The sequence below is a fragment of the Acinetobacter sp. UC24323 genome (assembly GCF_024151445.1).
In the GTDB taxonomy this organism is placed as follows: Bacteria; Pseudomonadota; Gammaproteobacteria; order Pseudomonadales; family Moraxellaceae; genus Acinetobacter; species Acinetobacter baumannii.
In genome coordinates, this window is sequence record NZ_JAHIBY010000006.1 from 166,658 (window position 1) to 187,595 (window position 20,938).

A 20,938-nucleotide genomic window follows, 5' to 3' on the forward strand; every position below is an offset into this window, starting at 1 on the left:
CAAAATTTATGTATGAACCCTACCCCGTCCCCGAACAGGTACGTGAACAAAAGCTTTCCCGCTACAGTAGTTTATGGACGTTTGCTAAACAAGATTTACGACTTTTATTATTTTTCCTGATTATTGCAGGTTTAGTCGGTTTAGGAATTGGGTATTTCTGGAGCTGTATTTTTATTGCCTTTGTGGTGTTTTTTACACTTCAGTTGCGTTCTTTATATTTGGTCAATGACTGGATTGCCAATAATCCATACGATGTCCCTCCGAACCTCAACGGAATTTGGGGGGCATTATTATTTAACGTTTACCGTGCCCAGCGCCAAGAACGTATCGTTCAAGCGGAAATGGTAGGACTTATTGACCGCGCTCAATCTTCATTAGTTGCACTCGCCGAAGCGGTAGTCTTGATTGATGATCAACATCAAATTGAATGGTGGAACCCAGCCGCAGAGCGTTTACTAGGAATTAGTCCACTTGACCGTGGTCGCAACTTATTAACCATTTTGCGCCAGCCAACTTTTATTGAATATTTTAACAATATTGATCAGGCACCCGATGGGATTAAACTCCATTCAAATCTTGATGATGACCGTTATGTACAGGTTAAGCTCACACGATTTGGTGGGGAAAGTCGCTTACTTGTGGCATACGATGTGACTCGTATGCATAATCTTGAGCAAATGCGTAAAGACTTCGTCGATAATATTTCACATGAACTGCGCACACCATTAACCGTCCTGAGTGGTTATATCGAAACATTTACCGACCAAGAAGATATTAACCCGCGCTGGAAACGTGCATTTGACCAGATGCAATCTCAAACCAAACGTATGAATGCGTTGGTTAATGATTTACTACTGTTATCAAATTTAGAAAATAATAAGAAAATCGCAAAAAATCAGATTATTGAAATGCCGAGCTTAATGAATCAATTATTTGATGATGCTCAGGCCTACAATGCCGATTATGGGCATACACTCAATTTACATATTGATAGCCACTGTGACCTCATCGGTTCTGACATGGAAATTGCCAGCGCATTTAGTAATTTAATTACTAATGCCATTAAGTACACACCAAAAGGCGGAACCATTACCATTGGTTGGCACGATGACGGTGAGCATGCTTACTTTAGCGTACAAGATACCGGTATCGGCATTAACCCTAAACATTTACCGCGTCTGACTGAACGCTTCTACCGCGTGGACAGCGACCGTAGTCGTCAAACCGGTGGAACAGGTTTAGGCTTGGCGATTGTAAAACACGTACTCATGCAACACGGCGCCTATTTAGACGTGCAATCTAAAGAAAATGAAGGATCAACCTTTACCGCAGTTTTTCCAAAAGAAAGACTCTATAACATGACTTAAAATCATCTTTTTTCAAATATAAAAAGCCGACTTATGAAAAGTCGGCTTTTTTGTAGCATTTAAATCCATTTATTTAAAATTTGAACAATAAGATTTCGCCTGTTTTTTCTCTATTGTATTTAAAAAGTCAGTGGCAAAAGTATTACTCTGACGTAGTGCATCGCGATGATCTCCACCATCAATCGTTTGGTAAATTGTTGGTTTTTTTAATTTACATAGCTGTTGGTAATAAGCATATGTTCCTCTAGGGTCAACTAAATGATCTTTAGAACCCTGAACAATCATTAACGGTACAGTCGGCACCATATTTTCAATAGACTGCTGTTTTAAATAAGACAAAAGAGGTTTTAAATCTGCATTAGGTCGAAATATGCTAGAAGGAGATTTCTTCAAATCAGATTGAAGTTCAGATAAACAACGGCTACGTGCTTGAGTCAGCACATTGCCCATTTCAGGACTGACTAAATTCTCAGGAATAATACTTGGCTCTGCTGCTTGCGCTCCCAATAACACAATTGGGAAAAATGCTGCCACACTTGGTTCTGGGCTCGGATTAGTTTTCACATATTCTGCAATGCCTTCATATTGATAGCCACCTGGCGCAAGAGCAATTGCCCCTTTTAAATCTAGTTCGGGAGCATCTTTTTGACCATAAGCCGCCACGGTAATAGCAGCAGCACCGCCTTGGCTATGCCCCATCACCAACCACTGTTTATTAAAATCTTTTGGCTTAAGCATATGTAACGCCCGCACTGCATCTACTATTGTATGCAATTGGCTCTTTGCATTCATATAAGGATGTGCACCTAAAGTACCCAGACCTTGATAATCAGGTGCGACTACTGCATAGCCTCGTGCAAGCCAACCATCTAACGCTTTTGAAGCAACTTCCTGATATGAATGAACTGGTCCACCGGCATAATCACCCGAAGGTGCACAAGTATCGGCTACTCCTGTTGTACCATGCGCCCAAGCTAGTACGGGCCAGCCATTTTTTGGTGGTGTTCCTTTCGGTAATAAAATAAACGCTGAGGCAACGATAGGCTCGTTATTCACACCTCGACTACGATAATTTACTAATAAGCGCTGATCTGCATGCAGAAATAAATCCGTCACATCTTGTTGCGCTATAGAAAGTATTGAGCCCGGTTTTTCACTCACAATTTGCTTACTCAAATCTGTAATTGGAGCAGCCATAGCAGAACCAGATATCAAACAAATACTGCTAAATAAAATTTTTAATAAAGAATTACTTTTTCTAATCAAGGGATTACTCCTCTATTATTTACATTACATCTATTTAAATAATCAATTTATAAAATATAAATTACCATAAAATTATCTATATTTATATTCGGTCAAAAATATATTGAAATATAATCACTGAAATTTAATAAAACTATATTTTAAAAATATCCAGTATAAATATAGTTGCAAAAATTAATCCAATTTCAATGATAAAAAATATATGCTGATATTTTCTTAATTACTATAGCGATTAAAATGTCAAAACAAAAATTTATACCCTACCTGATTTTTCTTATTCTCGGTTCTCTATCCATCCATAGCTTTGCAGACGTACAAGTATATGGTCCGGGTGGCCCAGCACCCGCCATGAAAGAAGCCGCCAAACAATTCACCAATAAAACCGGCATAGCTGTTCATGTGAATTCTGGTCCTACTGCTCAATGGTCTGAAAAAGCGAAACTAGATGCTGATGTTATATATAGCGGTTCCGAAGCCATGATGTCTGATTTTGAAAATGCTTTTTCTGAGCAAATTATAAAAGATTCGGTGGAACCTTTATATTTACGCCCCGCAGCCATTTTAGTACGCAAAGGAAATCCTAAAAATATTAAAGGATTTAAAGACCTAGCTAAATCTGGCGTTAAGGTTTTAGTTACACATGGTGCAGGTCAAGTCGGTATGTGGGAAGATATCGCTGGCAGAACCGGAAATATTCAACTAACAAAAGCTTTTCGAAAGAATATTGTCACCTATGCAGCCAACACAGGTATTGCCAAGAAAAACTGGGAAGAAAATAGCAGCTATGATGCTTGGTTAGTCTTTAATATTTGGGGAATCAGTAACCCAGACGTTGGACAAATTATACCTATCGAACCAGAGCTAGTTGTCTATCGCGACACAGGCGTAGCTTTGACTAAACATAGTTTAAAAGTCGCTGAAGCAAAACGTTTTGTAGAATTTTTATCGTCTCATCAAGGTAATGCTATTTTCAAAAAATATGGTTGGACTAAATAAAAAAGGGAGCTTGGCTCCCTTTTTTATTATTTACTCTCAAACTCTTTAAAATCAGCTTTTCTGATTTTTGCATGAATACCTTTGGTTTTATCTACTACTTGTGAAACTTCAAAATCAGTTGCGGCACTTAAATAGGCATACGCTGTTGCTTCGTCAATACCGTATTCTTGGTTTAAGAAACGAATGGCTTCATGTGTAGATTTCTTCATCGCTTCATCTAGATCTTCATCAAGTCCTGGTGTAATCCAAAACTCAGCATTTTCAGCTAAAGGTTGTTTCAACTCTTTCCCCGGTATTTTGTCCTTACCCGCTTTGAGTAAGGTAAATTTCAACGTGGCACGGGCTGAAGCTTCTAGTGCCGTTAATGCCACCTCTCCATCGCCTTGCGCGAAATGACTATCACCCGTATAGAATAATGCACCTTTAACCTGAACAGGATAATAAGCGGTTGAACCTGCACCTAATTCATTAATATCAATATTTCCGCCATACATTGCAGGTGGTACAGAGTGAACAGGCTCAGAAGTATTGGCTGCTACCCCCATAATTCCCATAAAAGGATATAGCGGAAAACGTATTGATTTACCCGATTCTGTTTTTAATACACCTTCGTACTCACCTTTAGCATTTTTTTCAATTGGTGTGAAAATTGAGACATTTCCATAGCGTTCAGGATGCTCAGCCGATGCATTTTCTTGTATTGCTTTTTTAGGAAATTCCCCTACTAAAGCACCTTTACCATGTCGATTTGAAATAACACCGTAAGGTACACGCGGCTCAACTTTAAGTACCTCAACTTTCAAAATATCGCCGGGCTGTGCGCCTTCAATTGCAACAGGACCTGTCACAATATGCGGCCCATCTTTATGAAAATCATGCTTTAAATTTGATTGCGTAATTATTTTTGCATCTTCTAATATTTGATTAGAATTTACACCCTTCGATTTAAAGAACTTTTCAGCATTACGCCCTTGGTCTTCAAGCAAACCTTCATGAGAAATCGTATCAAATGTTACGACACTACCCGACGGAACAGTAAGCACGGGTTTAGCATCTCGATTTGGTAAATAGCCCCATGTAATGGTATTTAAAGTAGATGGAACATAATAATTCCCTTTATATTCCCCAGTTTGAAGTTGAGTAGGTTGTTTTGAAATTTGATTTAAAACTTTAAAATCATTGGCATGAGTGAGTGAAATACAAAGTACAGATAAAACTGAAGCTGTCAGACATTTAACTTTTAACATGATTTCAGAACCTAAAAAATATGAAAGTTACAGTAAGGTTCTGAATAGTTAGCAAGCATTGTGCCAAGGCTAAAGTTGTGTAATATCTAAAAAGCGCTTCATGCTTATAAAAAAACTAAATAATTTTTTTAGATTTAATAACTTATCTTCAAATAAAATTAAAACCTCGACTTAAGTCTAACTTAAATATTTCATTCTGTTTTTATTTATTAATTTTCAGTCATATTAATATTTTTGCTCTCTCCAGATACATATTTATACACTAGCTTATATAACGTACTCATTTAGATCACTTAATAATAATTATATTTCTATATAATATAAATCCAAACATAATTATATATTTTAGGTTTATATAATTTAAATCAAAAAAAACCCTGAATAATTAAAGTCAGGGTTTACTTGTTTTTAGGGAGCAATATAATGGACTAAATGGTATGTCCCATACGTTCGCCCATGACAACAACGGACTCGGCTTTATAACGTTTTTCCCACTCGATTTTATCTTTTTCAAATAAAATAATTGCAGTAGAACCTAAATAAAAACGTCCAAGCTCAGCACCTTTCTCTAACTTCAACTCATGATGCTGTAATTCAATACGACCCGATGGTTTTACTTTACCTGTTGCCACAGTTTCAATACCTGCCACAATCATAGCGCCGACCAAAACAACGGCCATACGACCAAGCTCAGTATCAAACAAACAAACCATACGCTCATTACGGGCAAATAATCCCGGTACATTTTCAGCAGTCACCTGATTTACTGAAAATAACTCACCCGGTACATATAACGTTTCAGTTAATGTGCCTGAAAATGGCATATGAACACGGTGATAATCACGTGGAGAAAGATAAACCGTTGCAAACTCACCTTCTTGGAAAGGCTGAGCAAGTTGTGGATCGCCAATTAACTTTTCTACAGAGAAACTTTGGCCTTTTGCTTGAAATACTTCGCCCGCAGTGATTTTACCAATTTGAGAAATCGCGCCATCCGCTGGTGAAACAATACTATCCGGATTTTCATCAACTAAACGTACGCCGTCTTTCAATGCACGGGTAAAGAAATCATTAAAAGATTTATATTTCAGTGCATTGCCTTGTTCAGCAATCGATAAATCAATGCCGTATTTGGTTTTAAATGCATGAATAACAGCAGCTTTTAAAATTGGATTTTCACTTGCAGCAACTTTACCCACTACACGACTTAACTGATGCTGAGGAACAAGATTTTGTGCCTTAATAAATAATTCTTTTTTTAAGCGAGATGTAAAACTCAAGACGGCGATTCTCCAGTAATGATAGGACTATCGAGGCGATTGCCCCATTCACTCCACGCACCATCATAGGCTTTTGCTTCCCAACCTAAAAGTCTAGCCAGAATATAAGCCAAACCAGAACGGTGATGTGACTGGCAGTATACGACTACAGGTTGCTTTAAATCGAACCCAAGTTGTTCAAGACGCTGCCGCGTGCGTTCAAGCGGATGCAATTTTAGATGATTTTGACGATTAAGTGCAGTACTCCATTCAAAATGGAGGGCATTTGGAATGTGACCACCGCGTCGCGCTGCTAAACGGACGCCACTATATTCATCACTGGTTCTGCAATCCCACAATTGCACACTTTCTTGCTCAACTTGTTTGCGTAGTTCTTCATAGTTCACTCGGAACTGAGCAGCATGTGATAAATCGATCTGAATTAAGTTATCAACTCGAGGAAGTTCTTCAACCTCGGCTGTGGTGGGTAAACCTGCACCAAGCCATGCATGAATTCCGCCATTAATTAAACTTGTACGGGTAAAACCTAAGCAATGGAGATTCCAGATTAAACGCCCTGCCCATGCTCCACCTTCATCATCATAGACCACCACGTGGTGATTTGGTGAAATATTCAATTTTTCAATAAGCGCTTGTAAACCTGCTTCATCCGGTAAAACACCTGTTGCTTCTTCATGTTGAGCAACTAACCATTTAGGCTGTAAGTGAATAGCATGCGGAACATGGAGCTGCTCATAAACTGATGCACGGCTCAAATCAACAATACGGATATATTCATTGCCTAAATAAGGCACTAACTCTTCTGCTTCTATTAATAAATCGAGTTTAAAATCAGGGAGTGTCATCGTCATGGTTACTTTTTATACCAGCTTAATTTCATCTTAGCATAAGCTTATATCTATCAAACTCTGATTTTCTGCTAGTGTTTAGCAGAAAATCAGATATTAAAATTCTCAAGTCTTAAGTGGCTGCCAAGCGCTTAAGCTCTATTGTAATTAAATTGCTTCATCCAGCTCTTCAATTTGGAAAACCTGACGTAAATAGGCCAAGAATGTATCGTTATCAGTCATGGTTTTGCCAGGGCTGTCCGAAATTTTAGCAACAGATTGGCCATTACACTCAACCAGTTTCAATACAATATTGAGCGGTGTTTGGCCCATGTCATTGGTCAAATTAGTACCAATACCGAAACTCACCTGAAAACGGTCTTTGAAATATTGGTGTAGTTCCCAAGCCTTTGGCAAATTAAGGCCATCACTAAAGGTCAACATTTTGGTTTTGGTATCAATTTTTAATTTACGATAGTGTGCATATGCTTTATCACCCCACTCGTACGGATCACCACTGTCATGACGTAAGCCATCAAATAATTTGGCAAAATACAAATCAAAATCTCTGAGGAAAGCATCCATACCAACTACGTCAGTTAAAGCAATTCCTAAGTCTCCGCGATATTCTTGAACCCATGTTTCTAAAGCAGCTTTTTGAAAGTCACGTAAGCGAACATCAAGTGCCTGAAAAGCTTGTAGGAATTCGTGGGCCATGGTTCCAATTGGCGTAATATTTAACTCTTTGGCAAGTAAGACGTTACTTGTACCACGGAACACATTTGGCACAGTGTTATGAAATGCAGCAACTACATGTTTTTGCCATTCAAAACTATAACGGCGGCGGGTACCAAAATCAGAAACTAAAAATGGTGGATCATTCGGTAGTTGAGATTTTTCGTATTGCTGAATTAATTCAAGTTTTGCTTGTAAACGACGCTCGCCTTCAGCCCAGACTTCATCTGTTTTAATCCGGCTAAAATATAATTCATTTACAATGGCTAAAACAAAAATCTCAAACATCATGGCCTGAACCATTGGCCCTTCAATACGGATGTCTAATCGACCTTCTTCATCTATACTCGCATGAATAAAACGGCGTTTGAGTTGAAATAATTCTAAATAATCGACAAAGTCGCTTTTAATAAAGCGTAATTTTCTTAAATATTGTAGTTCGTCTTCTTTATATTTGAGATTACATAAATGGTCGAGTTGCTCGTTTAAGTCATCCAAAATATCCACTAATGGATAGACAGTATCTTCTAAATTTCTGCAACGAAAGTGATAGACGCTATGCGTTTGCGGGAATTTATGCAGAACCACTTGTAGCATCGTAAATTTGTACAAGTCTGTATCAAGTAAAGAATGGATAATTGGAGACATAGTCAATGATTATTCGCTTGCTTCTTAGCATTAAAGCATATTTTTCTAGATGAATTGCGAGCTTTTATACCATTGTTGCAGTTCCATAAAATTTCCTTTTAAAAATCATTTAATTTAATTTCTGCTAAACTGCATCCATTCAATTAATTGCAGAAACTTTCTCTAACAATGCGCGCTTTAATACAACGAGTTCTTGAAGCTAAAATAGTAGTAGACGGTGAAACGACCGGTGAAATCCAGCATGGCTTATTGGTTTTTTTAGGGATCGGTCGAGACGACACGCTCGCCACCGGACAAAAGCTCATCGACAAGATTTTGAAATATCGTATTTTTGATGATGAGCAAGGCAAAATGGGCTGGAATGTATCTCAGGCAAATGGCGGAGTCCTGCTTGTTTCACAGTTCACTTTAATGGCTCAAACGCAAAAAGGACTACGTCCAGACTTTGGTCCGGCCATGCCACCTAGCGATGCAAAAGCACTATATGAACAGTTGGTAGAATATACTCGTTCACAGTTTGAAAATGTTCAAACAGGTATTTTTGCTGCGGATATGAAAGTTCATTTGATTAATGATGGACCAGTCACTTTCAATTTAGAAGTTGAAGCATAGATATAAAAAAACTCCCAATCGGGAGTTTTTTGTTAGATCTTAACGACCAGTTTTTTCTTTAATAAAAGCACGTGCTTGACGTACTTTATCTTTTACTGGTTTTGGTAATTTTGGTGGAATCAATTTAGCTGCTTGGTTAAACCAAACGAGCAAGCTGAAATCGCCTTCCATTTTAATGCTGCCGTCTTGCATACCCGTCATAAATGCTGTTGGGTCACCTTTGAGTAAAGTTTTTACGCCTTGTTCGCTATCTGCAAACTGCAAAATAAAGTCAGCTTTTTCAGGTGATCCAGCAACTGTATCGATGTGACCATGATTAATAATAATTTGGCGAGCCACACCTAAATCAGTACCAATTTGAATGCGGAATGCGCGGTCATGCACTAGCTCAATAAACTTAGGACTTGTACGTGCCAACTGTTTCATACGCAGCGCCAAACCTGCTACCAATAAATCTAACGGGTCTGTACTGACATCAACAAGTGGTAACTTGACTACAGGTATAGAAGAAAGTTTCATGAACATTCACGCCTATTGTATTTTTATGAAAACCTTGGGGCAAAACTCAGCAAGGACTCACCATTGCCTGTTTCGTGCATCGACTGATGATATTCTAATTGGCAACGCAATCTATATATGAAACGTCAACAGACCAGTCTATCGTAGCATAACTGGCTATTTTTTAATAAATGCTTTGTATAATAAAAATCATGTTTTCGTAAATAAAAAAGGCATGCTGTGCATACCTTTTTACCGTTAGATAACAATTAAATTATCGGCTAGAACATTGCTGCTGATCATCTTCATATACTGGCGTGTGTTCTATATATTGGCGATTTGCCAAAGCCTTCTGTGCCTGTTTATCCTCACGTAATAAAACAAATGTAACCATTACCATCGCTAGACTTAGTGCAGTTAAATAACTATATGTGACTGGCATTTCAAAAGTGACTTGAACTCCAAAACGGACCACTTCCAATAGCCCCCAAAAAAACATCCCTGCAAGCATAAAACCAAGCCAACGACGGTAAGGAGAAAAGAACACAGCAACAAGCGCGACAGCAATTAAGCTGAGTCCGGCGATAGCGGCAAAATTCGCTGTTACCATAGAAACCTCCGTCTTAATGAAAACGTCTAAAAACATTCGGTCTGAACACCAGACCTCATTCCAAAAACAACTTTAATTCATGATTTGTGTTGAAGCTTAGAAAGCATTATGGATGTTTTTTTTTAGAAAAAAAGACCTGTTATTTGTCGATGCGACATACTTTGTCGCAACATTCTTTTGTCATTACATTTTTGTAAATTTAAAAAAGTTCTACTTCCTATATGGCATCAATTCTGGCGTGTCATTACAAAAAACTATGCTGTTTTTTTGCCTCAAAATAAGTTTTTTTCAGTTTTTTTTATTGCCTTTTTTCTGTGCATAATTTTGTCATAACTTGCTTGTTTTTATGACTATTCTGCATAAAAAAAGCGCTACTCTTGAGCAGCGCTTAATGATTGTTCACTATTATTTAAGCACGGCTTAAATCTTTATCATGCATACCGAGTAAATACAGTACTCCATCCAGACCAACGCTTGAAATCGCCTGATTTGCATTTTGACGCACCAGTGGTTTAGCACGATATGCTACGCCAAGTCCTGCAATCGCAAGCATCGGTAAATCATTTGCGCCATCGCCAACAGCCATCGCTTGCTCTAGTGAAATACCGAGTTTGTTCGCCAGCTCACGCAGCAACTCTGCTTTACGGGCACCATCAACAATTACACCTTTTACTTCACCAGTCACAACGCCATCTTGTACATCTAAAACGTTAGCGTGAACTTCATCAATGCCTAATTTAGCTTGTAAATATTCAGCAAAATATTGGAAGCCACCAGATAAAATTGCCGTTTTATATCCAAGGGCTTTTAAAGTCGAAATGAGGCGCTCGGCACCTTCAGTGATCGTCAATCGCTCTGCAATTTTAGGTAAAACTGATGCATCAAGACCTTTGAGTAAAGCAACCCGCGCACGGAAACTTTGCTGGAAGTCCAACTCACCTTGCATCGCTCTTTCAGTAATTTCAGCAACTTGCTCGCCCACCCCTGCTTCAAGCGCCAATTCATCAATTACTTCTTGTTCAATTAAAGTTGAATCCATATCGAAGCAGACTAAACGGCGGTTACGTCGATAAGCGTTATCTTCCTGAACAGCTACATCAATATTCAATTCGCTTGAAAGAAGCAAACAAGCTGCACGCATAGCTTGAGCATCTAAAGTCGGACCACTGCTTAAACCAAACTGTACACAAGCACGGCGAGGCAATGTGCTATTTTTTTCAAGATCTACACGGCCAGATAAACGAGTTACAGTTTCAATGTTAAAGCCTTGGCTAGACACAATTTGTGTAACGGCTTGTAAATGTGCAGCAGTGAGTTCCGGTGCTAAAGCCGTGACGATATAACGAGTTCGTCCACCTTCGCTGACCCATTGATCGTATTCTGCGCCCGAGATAGGTTTAAAGCGCACTGTTAAGCCAATATCATGTGCTAAAATCAAAATCTCTTTCATTGCCAACGCGGTCGCAGTTTCATTTTCAGAGGCGACCACAATGCCCAATGTCAGTTGATTATGAATAACAGCCTGACCTACATCCAGTATTTGCAATGAATGTACGGATAGTACTTGCATTAATCGGGTAAACTGGTTTGGTTGGTCCGGTCCTAAAAAGGATATAAGAATGATTTCTCGCATGAATTGACTCTAGTCTGAGTGACAACTATTGTAAGAATCATAATCGAATTTCAATATAATTGCCTTGGAAGTTTAACTTGATTGCGCCTAGACAAGGGCTATTTGCTAGCCTACTGATCATTAGTTTTGCATTGCATACCTTTTTATTGGTGATTGCAACGACACACCAGCTCAATGAAAACCGTGCGAGTCAAGGTCAGCTCATGACCAGTCAACTCGTTGCAGACAGCTTATCTGAGCTTGAACCTGCCAATACGGTCTCTTTAGCTCTGATTGCCAATCGCTATGCGACCAATCCAAGTGTGGCATCTATCCGTATTCTTGACGCCAATAAACAAGTTTTGGCAACAAGCGGCATGTCAAAAACTCGCCAAGGTGAAATTTTTGTTCGTGATGCGCTTCAAAACGAGAAAAAAGTCGGTTCTATTGAAATCACACTAATTCAACCAAGTATTGGGGAAATTCTTCGTACCCAATGGCTTGCAATTTTAGCCTCACTGTTTTTACATGTTTTATTATGGCTTGCTTACCGTGCCATTGCTCGCCCAACGCGTAGTGAATACTTAGCCCGTATTAACGAAGAAAACCGTTTAAAACATGAAATTCAAGAGTTAACTCAAGCTCTCGCGCTTGAAAAACAAAATACAGTGACCTTGGTAGCCCAAGCTCAGCAGCAAGCTAAAGCTAAACCAATTGTTCGCTCACAACCAGAAAAAAGCTTAGAGTCTACAGACCAAAATACCTTGGCACTTAATATTCAATTTTATGACCCTAAACAGTTATTAAGTAGTGTTAACCAGTCTGTTTCTGTACCGTACTTTAAACTTTGTCAGCTCTTTTTAAATAAGAGTATTGAGCTATGCACGAAGCATTATCATTTGAAAGCAACTGATATTGATGTTGTAGATGAGTTTCATGCAGAGGGCGCAACACTTGCCATTTCGACTTCACATCCACACGCTGTAGAGTGTCTACTTATGGTAGGTACGGTTTTTCAATTGCTTTCAGATGTTTTATATAAGCGTTACCGTGAAGATAAACGCTTTGCGCTACAAACTCGCAGTGCCGTGTGTAATGCCGTAGAAGCAATGCAAATTGATGCCAAAGAAGCTGCTCAACGTTTAGCGCAACATCTTCATGCGAAAGAATCTGCACTCTACCTTGATAATGAACAGCTTAAAGCAATTCAAGACAGCTATCAGCTTGTTGCAATGCCTAACCCAAGTAATGTCATGACTCGTCATGCATTTATGATCAATGGTATGAATGCTGAATGTGCAGAGCTTGCACAAAATATTCGAACTGAAATTTTAATGGGGAAAAAATCAATCCCACAAAATGACAGCCCGAGTAGTGCAGCATCTTAAAAATTTATTGTGCGCATTTAAACCTAGCCATTCGGCTAGGTTTTTTTATCTAAATTTATGGTATTTATTTTAAATAATTTTATTTCTTTATGATTTATTTATCTAAATAAATCCGGTTCTATGATGTTGAGTCGTAAATTTGGATAAATCAGAATCATAGGCAAAATTCTATAAACAGCGTAAACTATGCGAAATTTATTCAATAGAAATTGTCTTACGACAAAAAAAGGTGAAAGCGAATGCCGCTGAGTCGTGTTGAAGAACTTGTCGCCGATATTCGTGCAGGCAAAATGGTCATCTTAATGGATGACGAAGACCGTGAAAATGAAGGTGATCTTGTCATCGCAGCAACGCATGTACGCCCTGAAGATATTAACTTCATGATTACACATGCACGCGGTTTAGTTTGCTTAACTTTAAGCCGTGAACGTTGTAAACAATTAAACCTCCCGCTGATGGTTGACCAGAACGGTGCCCAGCATGGTACTAACTTTACGTTATCTATCGAAGCAGCTGAAGGTATTACCACAGGTATTTCGGCAGCAGAACGTGCTCACACGATTCAAGCTGCTGTGGCAGCACATGCCAAACCAACCGATATTGTACAACCGGGTCATATTTTCCCACTCATGGCACAGCCAGGTGGTGTATTACACCGTGCAGGTCATACCGAGGCAGGTTGTGATTTAGCACGACTGGCAGGTCTTGAGCCTGCATCTGTCATTTGTGAAATCATCAAAGAAGATGGCACAATGGCACGCCGCGCAGATTTAGAAATTTTTGCTGAGAAGCATGGCCTAAAAATTGGTACAATTGCCGACCTAATCCACTACCGTATGACCAATGAGCAAACTGTAGAACGTTTGGATCAAAGAACGATTCAAACAGAATATGGTTCATTTGAGCTCTATCGCTATCGTGAGATAGGTAACCCTGATATTCATTTGGCTTTAGTCAAAGGTGAGCCAAAAGAAGGTGTTACAACGGTACGTGTACATGGTTTTAGTCCTGTTCGCGATTTGCTTAAGCTAAATAAAGCTGACGGTGAACCGGCTTGGAATCTAGACCGTGCGCTACAAACGATTGCAGCAAGTGACCGCGGCGTTTTAGTCTGGATCGGACAAGATCATTTGCAAGACTTGGGACCAGCGTTGGATGATTTAACTAAGCCAAAACCGGTGAAATCCAATGCAGCACTTTCACATCAATATCAAACTATTGGTGTTGGTGCTCAAATTTTGCGTGATTTAGGTGTTGAAAAAATGAAGCTTCTGAGCTCACCATTGCGTTTCAATGCCTTATCTGGCTTTAATTTAGAAGTAGTGGAATATGTCACTGCTGATCAAATCACAACGAAATAATCGAGGTTGCTATGGCAATTCGCCGTATTGAAGGTTTATTACATCTCGCAAGCGAAGGTCGTTATGCGATTTTAGTGGGTCGTTTCAACAGTTTTGTTGTTGAACACTTATTAGAAGGCGCGATCGACACGTTAAAACGTCATGGCGTAAATGAAGATAACATTACTGTTATTCACGCTCCAGGCGCATGGGAACTACCGATCGTTGCTAAAAAATTAGCTACATCAAACCAGTTTGATGCCATCATTGCACTCGGTGCAGTCATTCGTGGTAGCACACCTCACTTTGACTTTGTTGCTGGTGAATGTGCGAAAGGTTTAGGTGTAGTTGCGTTAGAAAGCAGCTTGCCTGTTATCAATGGTGTATTAACTACTGACAGCATCGAGCAAGCAATCGAACGCTCAGGTACAAAAGCAGGAAACAAAGGTAGCGAAGCTGCTTTAACTGCAATTGAAATGGTTAATTTATTAAAGGCAATTTAAAGCATGTCTCAAACACTGCAAGCCGCTTATGCAGCAAAACGTAAAGCACGTCGTTTTGCTGTACAAGGTATTTATGAGTGGCAAATGAGTCACAACCCTGTACATGAAATTGAAGCGCGTACACGTGCTGAAAATGCAATGCACAAGGTAGACTTGAACTATTATCACGAACTACTTACTCAAGTTATCGCTCAGCACGAAGACCTTGATGCGTTACTTATTCCGGTACTTGACCGTGAAATTGACGCGCTAGATGGTGTAGAGCTCGCAACTTTGCGTTTAGGTGCTTACGAGTTACGTGATCATCTAGAAATTCCATATCGTGTGGTACTTGATGAAGCAATCGAACTTGCGAAGCATTTTGGCGGAGCAGACAGTCATAAATACATCAATGGTGTATTAGACCGTTTAAGTTCGACACTGCGTAGCGCAGAAAAACAACAAGCAAAATAATAGGCTTGATGTTCTATGGCTGAGTTCTCAATTATTGACCAATACTTTAATCGTCAGTCACATCCTGACGTTGCGCTTGGTATTGGTGATGACTCAGCCTTAATTACTCCCCCTCCAAATCAACAATTGGTGATCTGTGCAGATACACTTGTTGCTGGACGTCACTTCCCTCTTGAAACCTCGCCCCATGCGATTGGCTGGAAAAGTGTTGCCGTAAATCTGTCTGATATTGCTGCAATGGGCGCCAAACCACATAGTATTTTACTTGCGATCAGCTTGCCTCAAGTTGACCATGAGTGGCTTGAAGGATTTAGTCAGGGAATCTATGACTGTTGTGATCAATTTGGAGTTGCCTTAATTGGCGGAGATACCACTCAAGGTCCGCACCTTACCATTACCGTCACAGCCATGGGCTGGATTGAAACAGGAAAAGCTGTATTACGTTCAGGCGCTAAGGTCGGTGATTATGTTTGTGTAAGTGGGCAGATTGGTGATGCTGCTTATGGGCTTCAGCATTTAGGACATTCCCTACAACAAAGACTGGACTATCCGACGCCACGTTGTAAGCTTGGAGAAGAGCTAAAAGGGCTCGCCTCTAGCATGATCGATGTGTCAGATGGTTTAGCTCAAGATTTAGGACATATTTTAAAAGCGTCCAAGGTTGGAGCACGACTCATCCTGGAAAAATTACCTGTTGATCCTGTACTGCAACAACTAGAAGAACAACAGCGTTGGCAATATGCGCTTGCAGGTGGTGATGACTACGAATTATGTTTTACAATAACACCGCAAAATTATGAAAAACTTTTGCAAAAACAACTAGACGTTAAGATTACAATGATCGGACAGATCGTTGAGCAAACAAAACTAACTTTTGAGCATTTGGGTTCAGATTACCCATTGCAAATTCATGGATACCAACACTTTGCATAAACCGCCGATTCATTTTAAAGACATGTCTTGGTTCAACCGCTGCATCGTTTTCTGTGGGGTTGGTTTTGGATCTGGTCTTGCTCCTAAAGCACCTGGTACTTTTGGCTCTGCTTTCGCCTTACTTTTTGTTCCCATCTGGTTATCTCTCGGGTTTACTTTAAGTTTAATCGCTATTCTCATCATGTCAGTGGTGGGTATTTATATTTGCGGTCAAACTGCAAAAGTAATCAACGTACACGATGATGGTCGAATTGTGTGGGATGAATTTGCAGGACAATCTATTACCTTTCTTCCCCTACTCTATTTACAACAAATAAATTGGATTTGGGTAATTACAGGATTTATATTATTTCGAATTTTCGATGTTTGGAAACCTTGGCCTATACGCGTCATTGATCGCCAAGTACACGGTGGTTTTGGTATTATGCTTGACGATATTATTGCCGGTGTATGGGCTGCTCTTTGTACACTAATTATTATCCATTTGAGTTAAATCATTCGAGTTATTCATGTCAACTACTGTCATTATTCTTGCTGCAGGCAAAGGAACGCGAATGCGTTCTCAGCTCCCTAAAGTACTACAACCTTTAGCTGGACGCCCGCTACTAGGACATGTTATTAAAACAGCAAAACAACTATTAGCAGAAAACATCATTACCATTTATGGACATGGTGGCGATCACGTAAAAAAGACATTCGCACAAGAAAATATTCAGTGGGTTGAACAAGCAGAACAGTTAGGGACCGGTCATGCTGTACAGATGACTTTACCGGTACTTCCTAAAGACGGCATTTCATTAATTTTATACGGTGATGTTCCTTTAGTCCGTCAAACAACGCTTGAACAACTGATTGAAGCATCAAATAAAACCGGTATTGGCATGATTACTTTACATGTCGATAACCCAACAGGTTATGGCCGTATTGTCCGCCAAGACGGTAAAATCCAAGCGATTGTTGAACATAAAGACGCAACCGAAGCTCAGCGTCAAATTCAAGAAATCAACACAGGTATTTACTGTGTCAGCAATGCAAAACTGCATGAGTGGTTGCCTAAGCTTTCAAATGAAAATGCACAAGGCGAATACTATTTAACTGATATCGTTGCGATGGCTGTTGCTGATGGTTTAGAGATCGCTTCAATTCAACCAGAGCTCGCATTTGAAGTTGAAGGTGTAAATGACCGCCTGCAACTTGCAGCACTTGAGCGTGAATTTCAGAAGCAACAAGCAAAAGAACTTATGCAGCAAGGCGTAACTTTTGCTGATCCTGCACGTTTTGATTTACGTGGTACAGTAAAAGTTGGACATGATGTTCGTATTGATGTGAATGTCATTATTGAAGGCGACTGTGAACTTGGTGACTTTGTCGAAATCGGTGCTGGCTGTATCTTAAAAAATACAACCATTGCAGCGGGCACTAAAGTCCAAGCGTACAGCGTTTTTGATGGAGCAGTTGTTGGGGAAAATACCCAAATTGGTCCATTCGCACGCTTACGTCCAGGTGCTAAATTGGCAAACGAAGTACATATCGGCAACTTTGTTGAAGTCAAAAATACAACGATCGGTCTAGGCAGTAAAGCTAACCATTTCACCTATTTAGGTGATGCCGAGATCGGTGCTGAATCAAATATTGGGGCAGGTACAATCACCTGCAATTATGATGGTGCAAATAAACACAAAACCACTATTGGCGATGCAGTTTTTATCGGTTCTAATAGCTCGCTGGTTGCGCCTGTGACTATTGGTAATGGAGCAACAGTCGGTGCGGGTTCTGTGATTACGAAAGATGTGGCTGAACAAAGTCTCTCCTTTGAGCGTGCTCAACAAATTTCTAAAGCAAATTATCAACGTCCCCAAAAGCTTAAAAAATAAGAGGATTGAAATATGTGTGGTATCGTCGGAGGCGTTGCAGAACGTTGTGTAACCGAGATTTTAATTGAAGGTTTAAAACGTCTTGAATATCGTGGTTATGATTCGGCAGGCGTTGCTTTACTCAATAACCAGCAAATTTTACGTGAACGCCGTGTTGGTAAAGTTGCCAATCTTGCAGACGCTGTTTCAGAACACCAGCTTACTGGAGCAATTGGTATTGCGCATACCCGTTGGGCAACACACGGTAAACCAACCGAAAATAATGCTCACCCGCACATGTCAGGCAAGGTAGCAGTCGTTCACAACGGTATTATCGAGAACTATCAAGAGCTTAAAGATGACCTTCAAGCTTTAGGATATGTATTTACTTCTCAAACAGATACTGAAGTGGTAGCCCATTTAGTTGCAGAAGCTCTAAAAAATACTGATAGTTTACTTGAAGCAGTAGAATCTGTAGTTCCTCAGCTTAAAGGTGCCTATGCGTTAGGTATTATTCACAGCGATTACCCAGATGAACTCATTACTGTACGTGAAGGTTCACCACTTGTAATTGGTGTGGGTATTGGCGAGAACTTTATCAGTTCAGACCAATTGGCTCTTTTACCAGTAACAAACCGTTTTATTTACTTAGAGGAAGGCGATATTGCCCGTCTTACTCGTACTTCAATTGAAGTATTTGTAAAAGGTGAACGTGTTGAACGTCCAGTTAAAGAACTTGATGCAACTGTAAGCAGTGCTTCAAAAGGTGAATATAAACACTACATGCTCAAAGAAATTTATGAGCAGCCTGAAGCAATCAAACAAACAATTTCTCAAGCACTTGATGGCAACAATTTACGTGATGATTTCTTGAAAGATGCTGATGCAGATTTCAGTAAACTTCAAAGTGTTCAAATTATTGCGTGTGGTACAAGTTATCACTCAGGAATGATCGCTAAATATTGGTTTGAGCAATTGATTGGTGTGCCTTGCCAAGTTGAGATTGCGAGTGAATTCCGTTATCGCTCACCAGTGATTGTGGAAAATACACTTTACATCTGTATTTCACAATCAGGTGAAACAGCGGATACCTTAGCTGCACTACGTGAAACTCAAAAACGTGCTAAAGCAAATAATATCGATATTCAGACTTTAACGATCTGTAACGTCGCAACTTCTTCAATGGTGCGTGAAACTGATCACCACTTATTGACACTTGCAGGTCCAGAGATTGGTGTTGCATCAACAAAAGCGTTCACGACTCAGCTTGCTGCATTAATGTTGTTAATTTTGAAAATTGGTCAAGTGAAACAACGTATTAGCAATGTGATGATTGAAGAGCTTGCTCGTGAATTGTGGCACAGCCCGAAAGTCATTCTTGATACGCTTAAGCAAGATGCTGAAATTTTACGTTTATCAGAATTGTTCGTTGAAAAGCAGCACTGTTTATTCTTAGGCCGTGGCACACATTATCCAATCGCATTGGAAGGTGCTTTAAAGCTTAAAGAAATTTCATATATTCACGCAGAAGGTTATGCAGCTGGTGAGTTGAAACACGGCCCATTGGCACTTGTTGATACTGAAATGCCAATCGTGATTCTTGCACCAAATGACGAAATGCTTGATAAGCTTAAGTCAAATATGGAAGAAGTTCAGGCGCGTGGCGGTGAATTATTCGTTTTCGCTGATGAAAATAGTGGTGTAGTTGAAAAAGACCGTCAACATGTCGTTCATATTCCAGCAGTAAACGAATGGCTTGCACCAATCATTTATAGCGTACCAGTTCAGTTGTTGTCTTATCACGTTGCTGTATTACGTGGTACAGACGTTGACCAGCCACGTAACTTGGCGAAGTCAGTAACTGTAGAGTAATTCAAAAAAGATCATTATTAAGGCATCACCTGCTTTAATAACTGATTGATTAAGCCCGATATGCATTAATTGCCTATTGGGCTTTTTATAGCTCTACAGCTTTTACAGACAATTTCTCAGATAACAAAGAAAAAGTAACATCCGCAACTTCCAACGGGTCTGAACTGGTCCAAATAATATGATTCCCCTCATTTGGACTTTCAGAACTTAAATGATATTGATTGAGCTGCCGAATTAATTGCGCTGTCACAGCTTCGGAAGGCTCAATAATTTGAATATCACGGCCTACAATTTCCTGAATCGTGTCTGAAACAAATGGATAGTGTGTGCATCCTAAAATAATCGTATCGACTTTTTGCTCGACCAACGGCGCTAAAATATTTTTTAAATAATCCTTAACTTCCGCTGTATGTGCTTTGCCCGTTTCAATTTTTTCGGCTAAGCCAATACAAGGCACTAAAGACACTTTAATATCTTGCGCGTACGTTTCAATTAAACTTTTTAAGTTTTTGCCCTTCACCGTGGTGGCAGTTGCCAAAACCGCAATATGCTTGCTCACAGTCATTGCCACAGCGGGTTTTACCGCTGGTTCTATCGCAATAAGTGGCACATTAATTTGCGCTCTAATCGTTTCAACCGCAACAGCCGTCATGGTGTTACAAGCAATCACAATCGCTTTGCATTTGCCCTGAGTAACTAGGTTTGAAATTAAATGCGTGGTTCGTGAAACAATCCAGTCGCTTTCTCTGTCTCCATAAGGGACATATTTCGAGTCGGCGAAATAGATAATGTCTTCATTCGGAAGCGCCTCCCGAATATGCTTAAAGAGAGACAACCCGCCTAAGCCAGAGTCAATCATTCCAATCGGGCTGTTATTGTTATTCATGCATTATCCTGT

At 39.7% G+C, this 20,938-nt stretch carries 20 protein-coding genes; 11 read left to right on the plus strand and 9 right to left on the minus strand.

Annotation, left to right across the window (positions count from 1 at the left end):
• Window positions 1-8: 8 nt before the first annotated feature.
• Window positions 9-1,367 (plus strand): phosphate regulon sensor histidine kinase PhoR, encoded by a 1,359-nt coding sequence (phoR, locus tag KNQ97_RS10105; RefSeq protein WP_000273191.1) that lies wholly within the window; start codon window positions 9-11, stop codon window positions 1,365-1,367.
• 69 nt (window positions 1,368-1,436) lie between these two features.
• On the opposite strand, the gene KNQ97_RS10110 is transcribed toward phoR, so the two are convergent.
• Window positions 1,437-2,633 (minus strand): alpha/beta fold hydrolase, encoded by a 1,197-nt coding sequence (locus KNQ97_RS10110; RefSeq protein WP_253612174.1) that lies wholly within the window; start codon window positions 2,631-2,633, stop codon window positions 1,437-1,439.
• A 237-nt stretch (window positions 2,634-2,870) separates the two neighbouring features.
• Between KNQ97_RS10110 and KNQ97_RS10115 the strand changes: the two genes are divergently transcribed.
• Window positions 2,871-3,629 (plus strand): AcfC family putative adhesin, encoded by a 759-nt coding sequence (locus KNQ97_RS10115; protein WP_253612176.1) that lies wholly within the window; start codon window positions 2,871-2,873, stop codon window positions 3,627-3,629.
• Between the two features lie 26 nt (window positions 3,630-3,655).
• Here KNQ97_RS10115 and KNQ97_RS10120 read toward each other — a convergent pair whose 3' ends face one another.
• From KNQ97_RS10120 to pncB, 4 genes are all read right to left on the minus strand, one after another.
• Window positions 3,656-4,876: an acetamidase/formamidase family protein gene (locus KNQ97_RS10120; RefSeq protein ID WP_031977912.1), complete on the minus strand. Its 1,221-nt coding sequence runs from the start codon at window positions 4,874-4,876 to the stop codon at window positions 3,656-3,658.
• A 428-nt stretch (window positions 4,877-5,304) separates the two neighbouring features.
• Entirely contained in the window at window positions 5,305-6,156 is an 852-nt protein-coding gene (asd, locus tag KNQ97_RS10125) for an archaetidylserine decarboxylase (RefSeq protein WP_031977914.1), read from the minus strand.
• Window positions 6,153-7,001 (minus strand): sulfurtransferase, encoded by an 849-nt coding sequence (locus KNQ97_RS10130; protein WP_000174475.1) that lies wholly within the window; start codon window positions 6,999-7,001, stop codon window positions 6,153-6,155. The genes asd and KNQ97_RS10130 overlap by 4 nt, the downstream gene beginning before the upstream one ends.
• A gap of 150 nt (window positions 7,002-7,151) precedes the next feature.
• Window positions 7,152-8,366, minus strand: a complete 1,215-nt coding sequence (gene pncB, locus KNQ97_RS10135; RefSeq protein WP_000074560.1) for a nicotinate phosphoribosyltransferase — start codon at window positions 8,364-8,366, stop codon at window positions 7,152-7,154.
• A 168-nt stretch (window positions 8,367-8,534) separates the two neighbouring features.
• On the opposite strand from pncB, the gene dtd reads away from it, so the two are divergent.
• The gene (gene dtd / locus KNQ97_RS10140; RefSeq protein ID WP_253612178.1) at window positions 8,535-8,978 is read left to right on the plus strand and encodes a D-aminoacyl-tRNA deacylase; all 444 of its coding nucleotides are present in this window, start codon (window positions 8,535-8,537) and stop codon (window positions 8,976-8,978) included.
• Between the two features lie 39 nt (window positions 8,979-9,017).
• Here dtd and KNQ97_RS10145 read toward each other — a convergent pair whose 3' ends face one another.
• The 3 genes from KNQ97_RS10145 to serB all read right to left on the minus strand — a co-directional run bounded on the left by KNQ97_RS10145 (window position 9,018) and on the right by serB (window position 11,719).
• The gene (locus KNQ97_RS10145; RefSeq protein WP_000778126.1) at window positions 9,018-9,497 is read right to left on the minus strand and encodes a hypothetical protein; all 480 of its coding nucleotides are present in this window, start codon (window positions 9,495-9,497) and stop codon (window positions 9,018-9,020) included.
• A gap of 253 nt (window positions 9,498-9,750) precedes the next feature.
• Window positions 9,751-10,086, minus strand: a complete 336-nt coding sequence (aciT, locus tag KNQ97_RS10150) for a ciprofloxacin tolerance protein AciT (protein WP_000255593.1) — start codon at window positions 10,084-10,086, stop codon at window positions 9,751-9,753.
• A gap of 409 nt (window positions 10,087-10,495) precedes the next feature.
• A complete protein-coding gene (serB, locus tag KNQ97_RS10155; RefSeq protein WP_064479398.1) occupies window positions 10,496-11,719 on the minus strand; it encodes a phosphoserine phosphatase SerB in 1,224 nt (407 codons plus the stop codon).
• A 59-nt stretch (window positions 11,720-11,778) separates the two neighbouring features.
• Here serB and KNQ97_RS10160 point away from each other — a divergent pair, with 59 nt between their 5' ends.
• The 8 genes from KNQ97_RS10160 (at window position 11,779) to glmS (ending at window position 20,040) form a co-directional block, all read left to right on the plus strand.
• Window positions 11,779-13,086 carry a hypothetical protein gene (locus KNQ97_RS10160; RefSeq protein WP_002000748.1) on the plus strand — a complete coding sequence of 436 codons (1,308 nt, stop codon included), beginning with the start codon at window positions 11,779-11,781 and terminating at the stop codon, window positions 13,084-13,086.
• A 239-nt stretch (window positions 13,087-13,325) separates the two neighbouring features.
• Window positions 13,326-14,447 (plus strand): bifunctional 3,4-dihydroxy-2-butanone-4-phosphate synthase/GTP cyclohydrolase II, encoded by a 1,122-nt coding sequence (ribBA, locus tag KNQ97_RS10165; protein ID WP_001131392.1) that lies wholly within the window; start codon window positions 13,326-13,328, stop codon window positions 14,445-14,447.
• A gap of 11 nt (window positions 14,448-14,458) precedes the next feature.
• Window positions 14,459-14,929, plus strand: coding sequence for a 6,7-dimethyl-8-ribityllumazine synthase (ribE, locus tag KNQ97_RS10170; protein ID WP_001007829.1), 471 nt, complete (start codon window positions 14,459-14,461; stop codon window positions 14,927-14,929).
• A 3-nt stretch (window positions 14,930-14,932) separates the two neighbouring features.
• Window positions 14,933-15,382 carry a transcription antitermination factor NusB gene (gene nusB, locus KNQ97_RS10175; protein WP_000084188.1) on the plus strand — a complete coding sequence of 150 codons (450 nt, stop codon included), beginning with the start codon at window positions 14,933-14,935 and terminating at the stop codon, window positions 15,380-15,382.
• Between the two features lie 15 nt (window positions 15,383-15,397).
• Window positions 15,398-16,315: a thiamine-phosphate kinase gene (gene thiL / locus KNQ97_RS10180; protein WP_002057489.1), complete on the plus strand. Its 918-nt coding sequence runs from the start codon at window positions 15,398-15,400 to the stop codon at window positions 16,313-16,315.
• Window positions 16,293-16,808, plus strand: a complete 516-nt coding sequence (locus KNQ97_RS10185) for a phosphatidylglycerophosphatase A (RefSeq protein WP_000380676.1) — start codon at window positions 16,293-16,295, stop codon at window positions 16,806-16,808. The genes thiL and KNQ97_RS10185 overlap by 23 nt, the downstream gene beginning before the upstream one ends.
• 16 nt (window positions 16,809-16,824) lie before the next feature.
• Window positions 16,825-18,189, plus strand: coding sequence for a bifunctional UDP-N-acetylglucosamine diphosphorylase/glucosamine-1-phosphate N-acetyltransferase GlmU (gene glmU / locus KNQ97_RS10190; protein WP_000108581.1), 1,365 nt, complete (start codon window positions 16,825-16,827; stop codon window positions 18,187-18,189).
• A 12-nt stretch (window positions 18,190-18,201) separates the two neighbouring features.
• The gene (gene glmS, locus KNQ97_RS10195) at window positions 18,202-20,040 is read left to right on the plus strand and encodes a glutamine--fructose-6-phosphate transaminase (isomerizing) (RefSeq protein WP_000334188.1); all 1,839 of its coding nucleotides are present in this window, start codon (window positions 18,202-18,204) and stop codon (window positions 20,038-20,040) included.
• An 85-nt stretch (window positions 20,041-20,125) separates the two neighbouring features.
• Here glmS and murI read toward each other — a convergent pair whose 3' ends face one another.
• Complete coding sequence (murI, locus tag KNQ97_RS10200; RefSeq protein ID WP_001063774.1) at window positions 20,126-20,926, minus strand: glutamate racemase; 801 nt, start codon at window positions 20,924-20,926, stop codon at window positions 20,126-20,128.
• Between the last annotated feature and the right edge of the window lie 12 nt (window positions 20,927-20,938).

Coding starts and splice junctions, on each gene's coding strand:
- ribE (WP_001007829.1), top strand. CDS start 14,459: ATGGCAATTCGCCGTATTGAAGGTTTATTACATCTCGCAAGCGAAGGT.
- glmS (WP_000334188.1), top strand. CDS start 18,202: ATGTGTGGTATCGTCGGAGGCGTTGCAGAACGTTGTGTAACCGAGATT.
- pncB (WP_000074560.1), bottom strand. CDS start 8,366: ATGTCTCCAATTATCCATTCTTTACTTGATACAGACTTGTACAAATTT.
- dtd (WP_253612178.1), top strand. CDS start 8,535: ATGCGCGCTTTAATACAACGAGTTCTTGAAGCTAAAATAGTAGTAGAC.
- serB (WP_064479398.1), bottom strand. CDS start 11,719: ATGCGAGAAATCATTCTTATATCCTTTTTAGGACCGGACCAACCAAAC.
- KNQ97_RS10120 (WP_031977912.1), bottom strand. CDS start 4,876: ATGTTAAAAGTTAAATGTCTGACAGCTTCAGTTTTATCTGTACTTTGT.
- phoR (WP_000273191.1), top strand. CDS start 9: ATGTATGAACCCTACCCCGTCCCCGAACAGGTACGTGAACAAAAGCTT.
- glmU (WP_000108581.1), top strand. CDS start 16,825: ATGTCAACTACTGTCATTATTCTTGCTGCAGGCAAAGGAACGCGAATG.
- ribBA (WP_001131392.1), top strand. CDS start 13,326: ATGCCGCTGAGTCGTGTTGAAGAACTTGTCGCCGATATTCGTGCAGGC.
- KNQ97_RS10145 (WP_000778126.1), bottom strand. CDS start 9,497: ATGAAACTTTCTTCTATACCTGTAGTCAAGTTACCACTTGTTGATGTC.
- murI (WP_001063774.1), bottom strand. CDS start 20,926: ATGAATAACAATAACAGCCCGATTGGAATGATTGACTCTGGCTTAGGC.
- KNQ97_RS10185 (WP_000380676.1), top strand. CDS start 16,293: ATGGATACCAACACTTTGCATAAACCGCCGATTCATTTTAAAGACATG.
- KNQ97_RS10130 (WP_000174475.1), bottom strand. CDS start 7,001: ATGACACTCCCTGATTTTAAACTCGATTTATTAATAGAAGCAGAAGAG.
- KNQ97_RS10115 (WP_253612176.1), top strand. CDS start 2,871: ATGTCAAAACAAAAATTTATACCCTACCTGATTTTTCTTATTCTCGGT.
- aciT (WP_000255593.1), bottom strand. CDS start 10,086: ATGGTAACAGCGAATTTTGCCGCTATCGCCGGACTCAGCTTAATTGCT.
- thiL (WP_002057489.1), top strand. CDS start 15,398: ATGGCTGAGTTCTCAATTATTGACCAATACTTTAATCGTCAGTCACAT.
- nusB (WP_000084188.1), top strand. CDS start 14,933: ATGTCTCAAACACTGCAAGCCGCTTATGCAGCAAAACGTAAAGCACGT.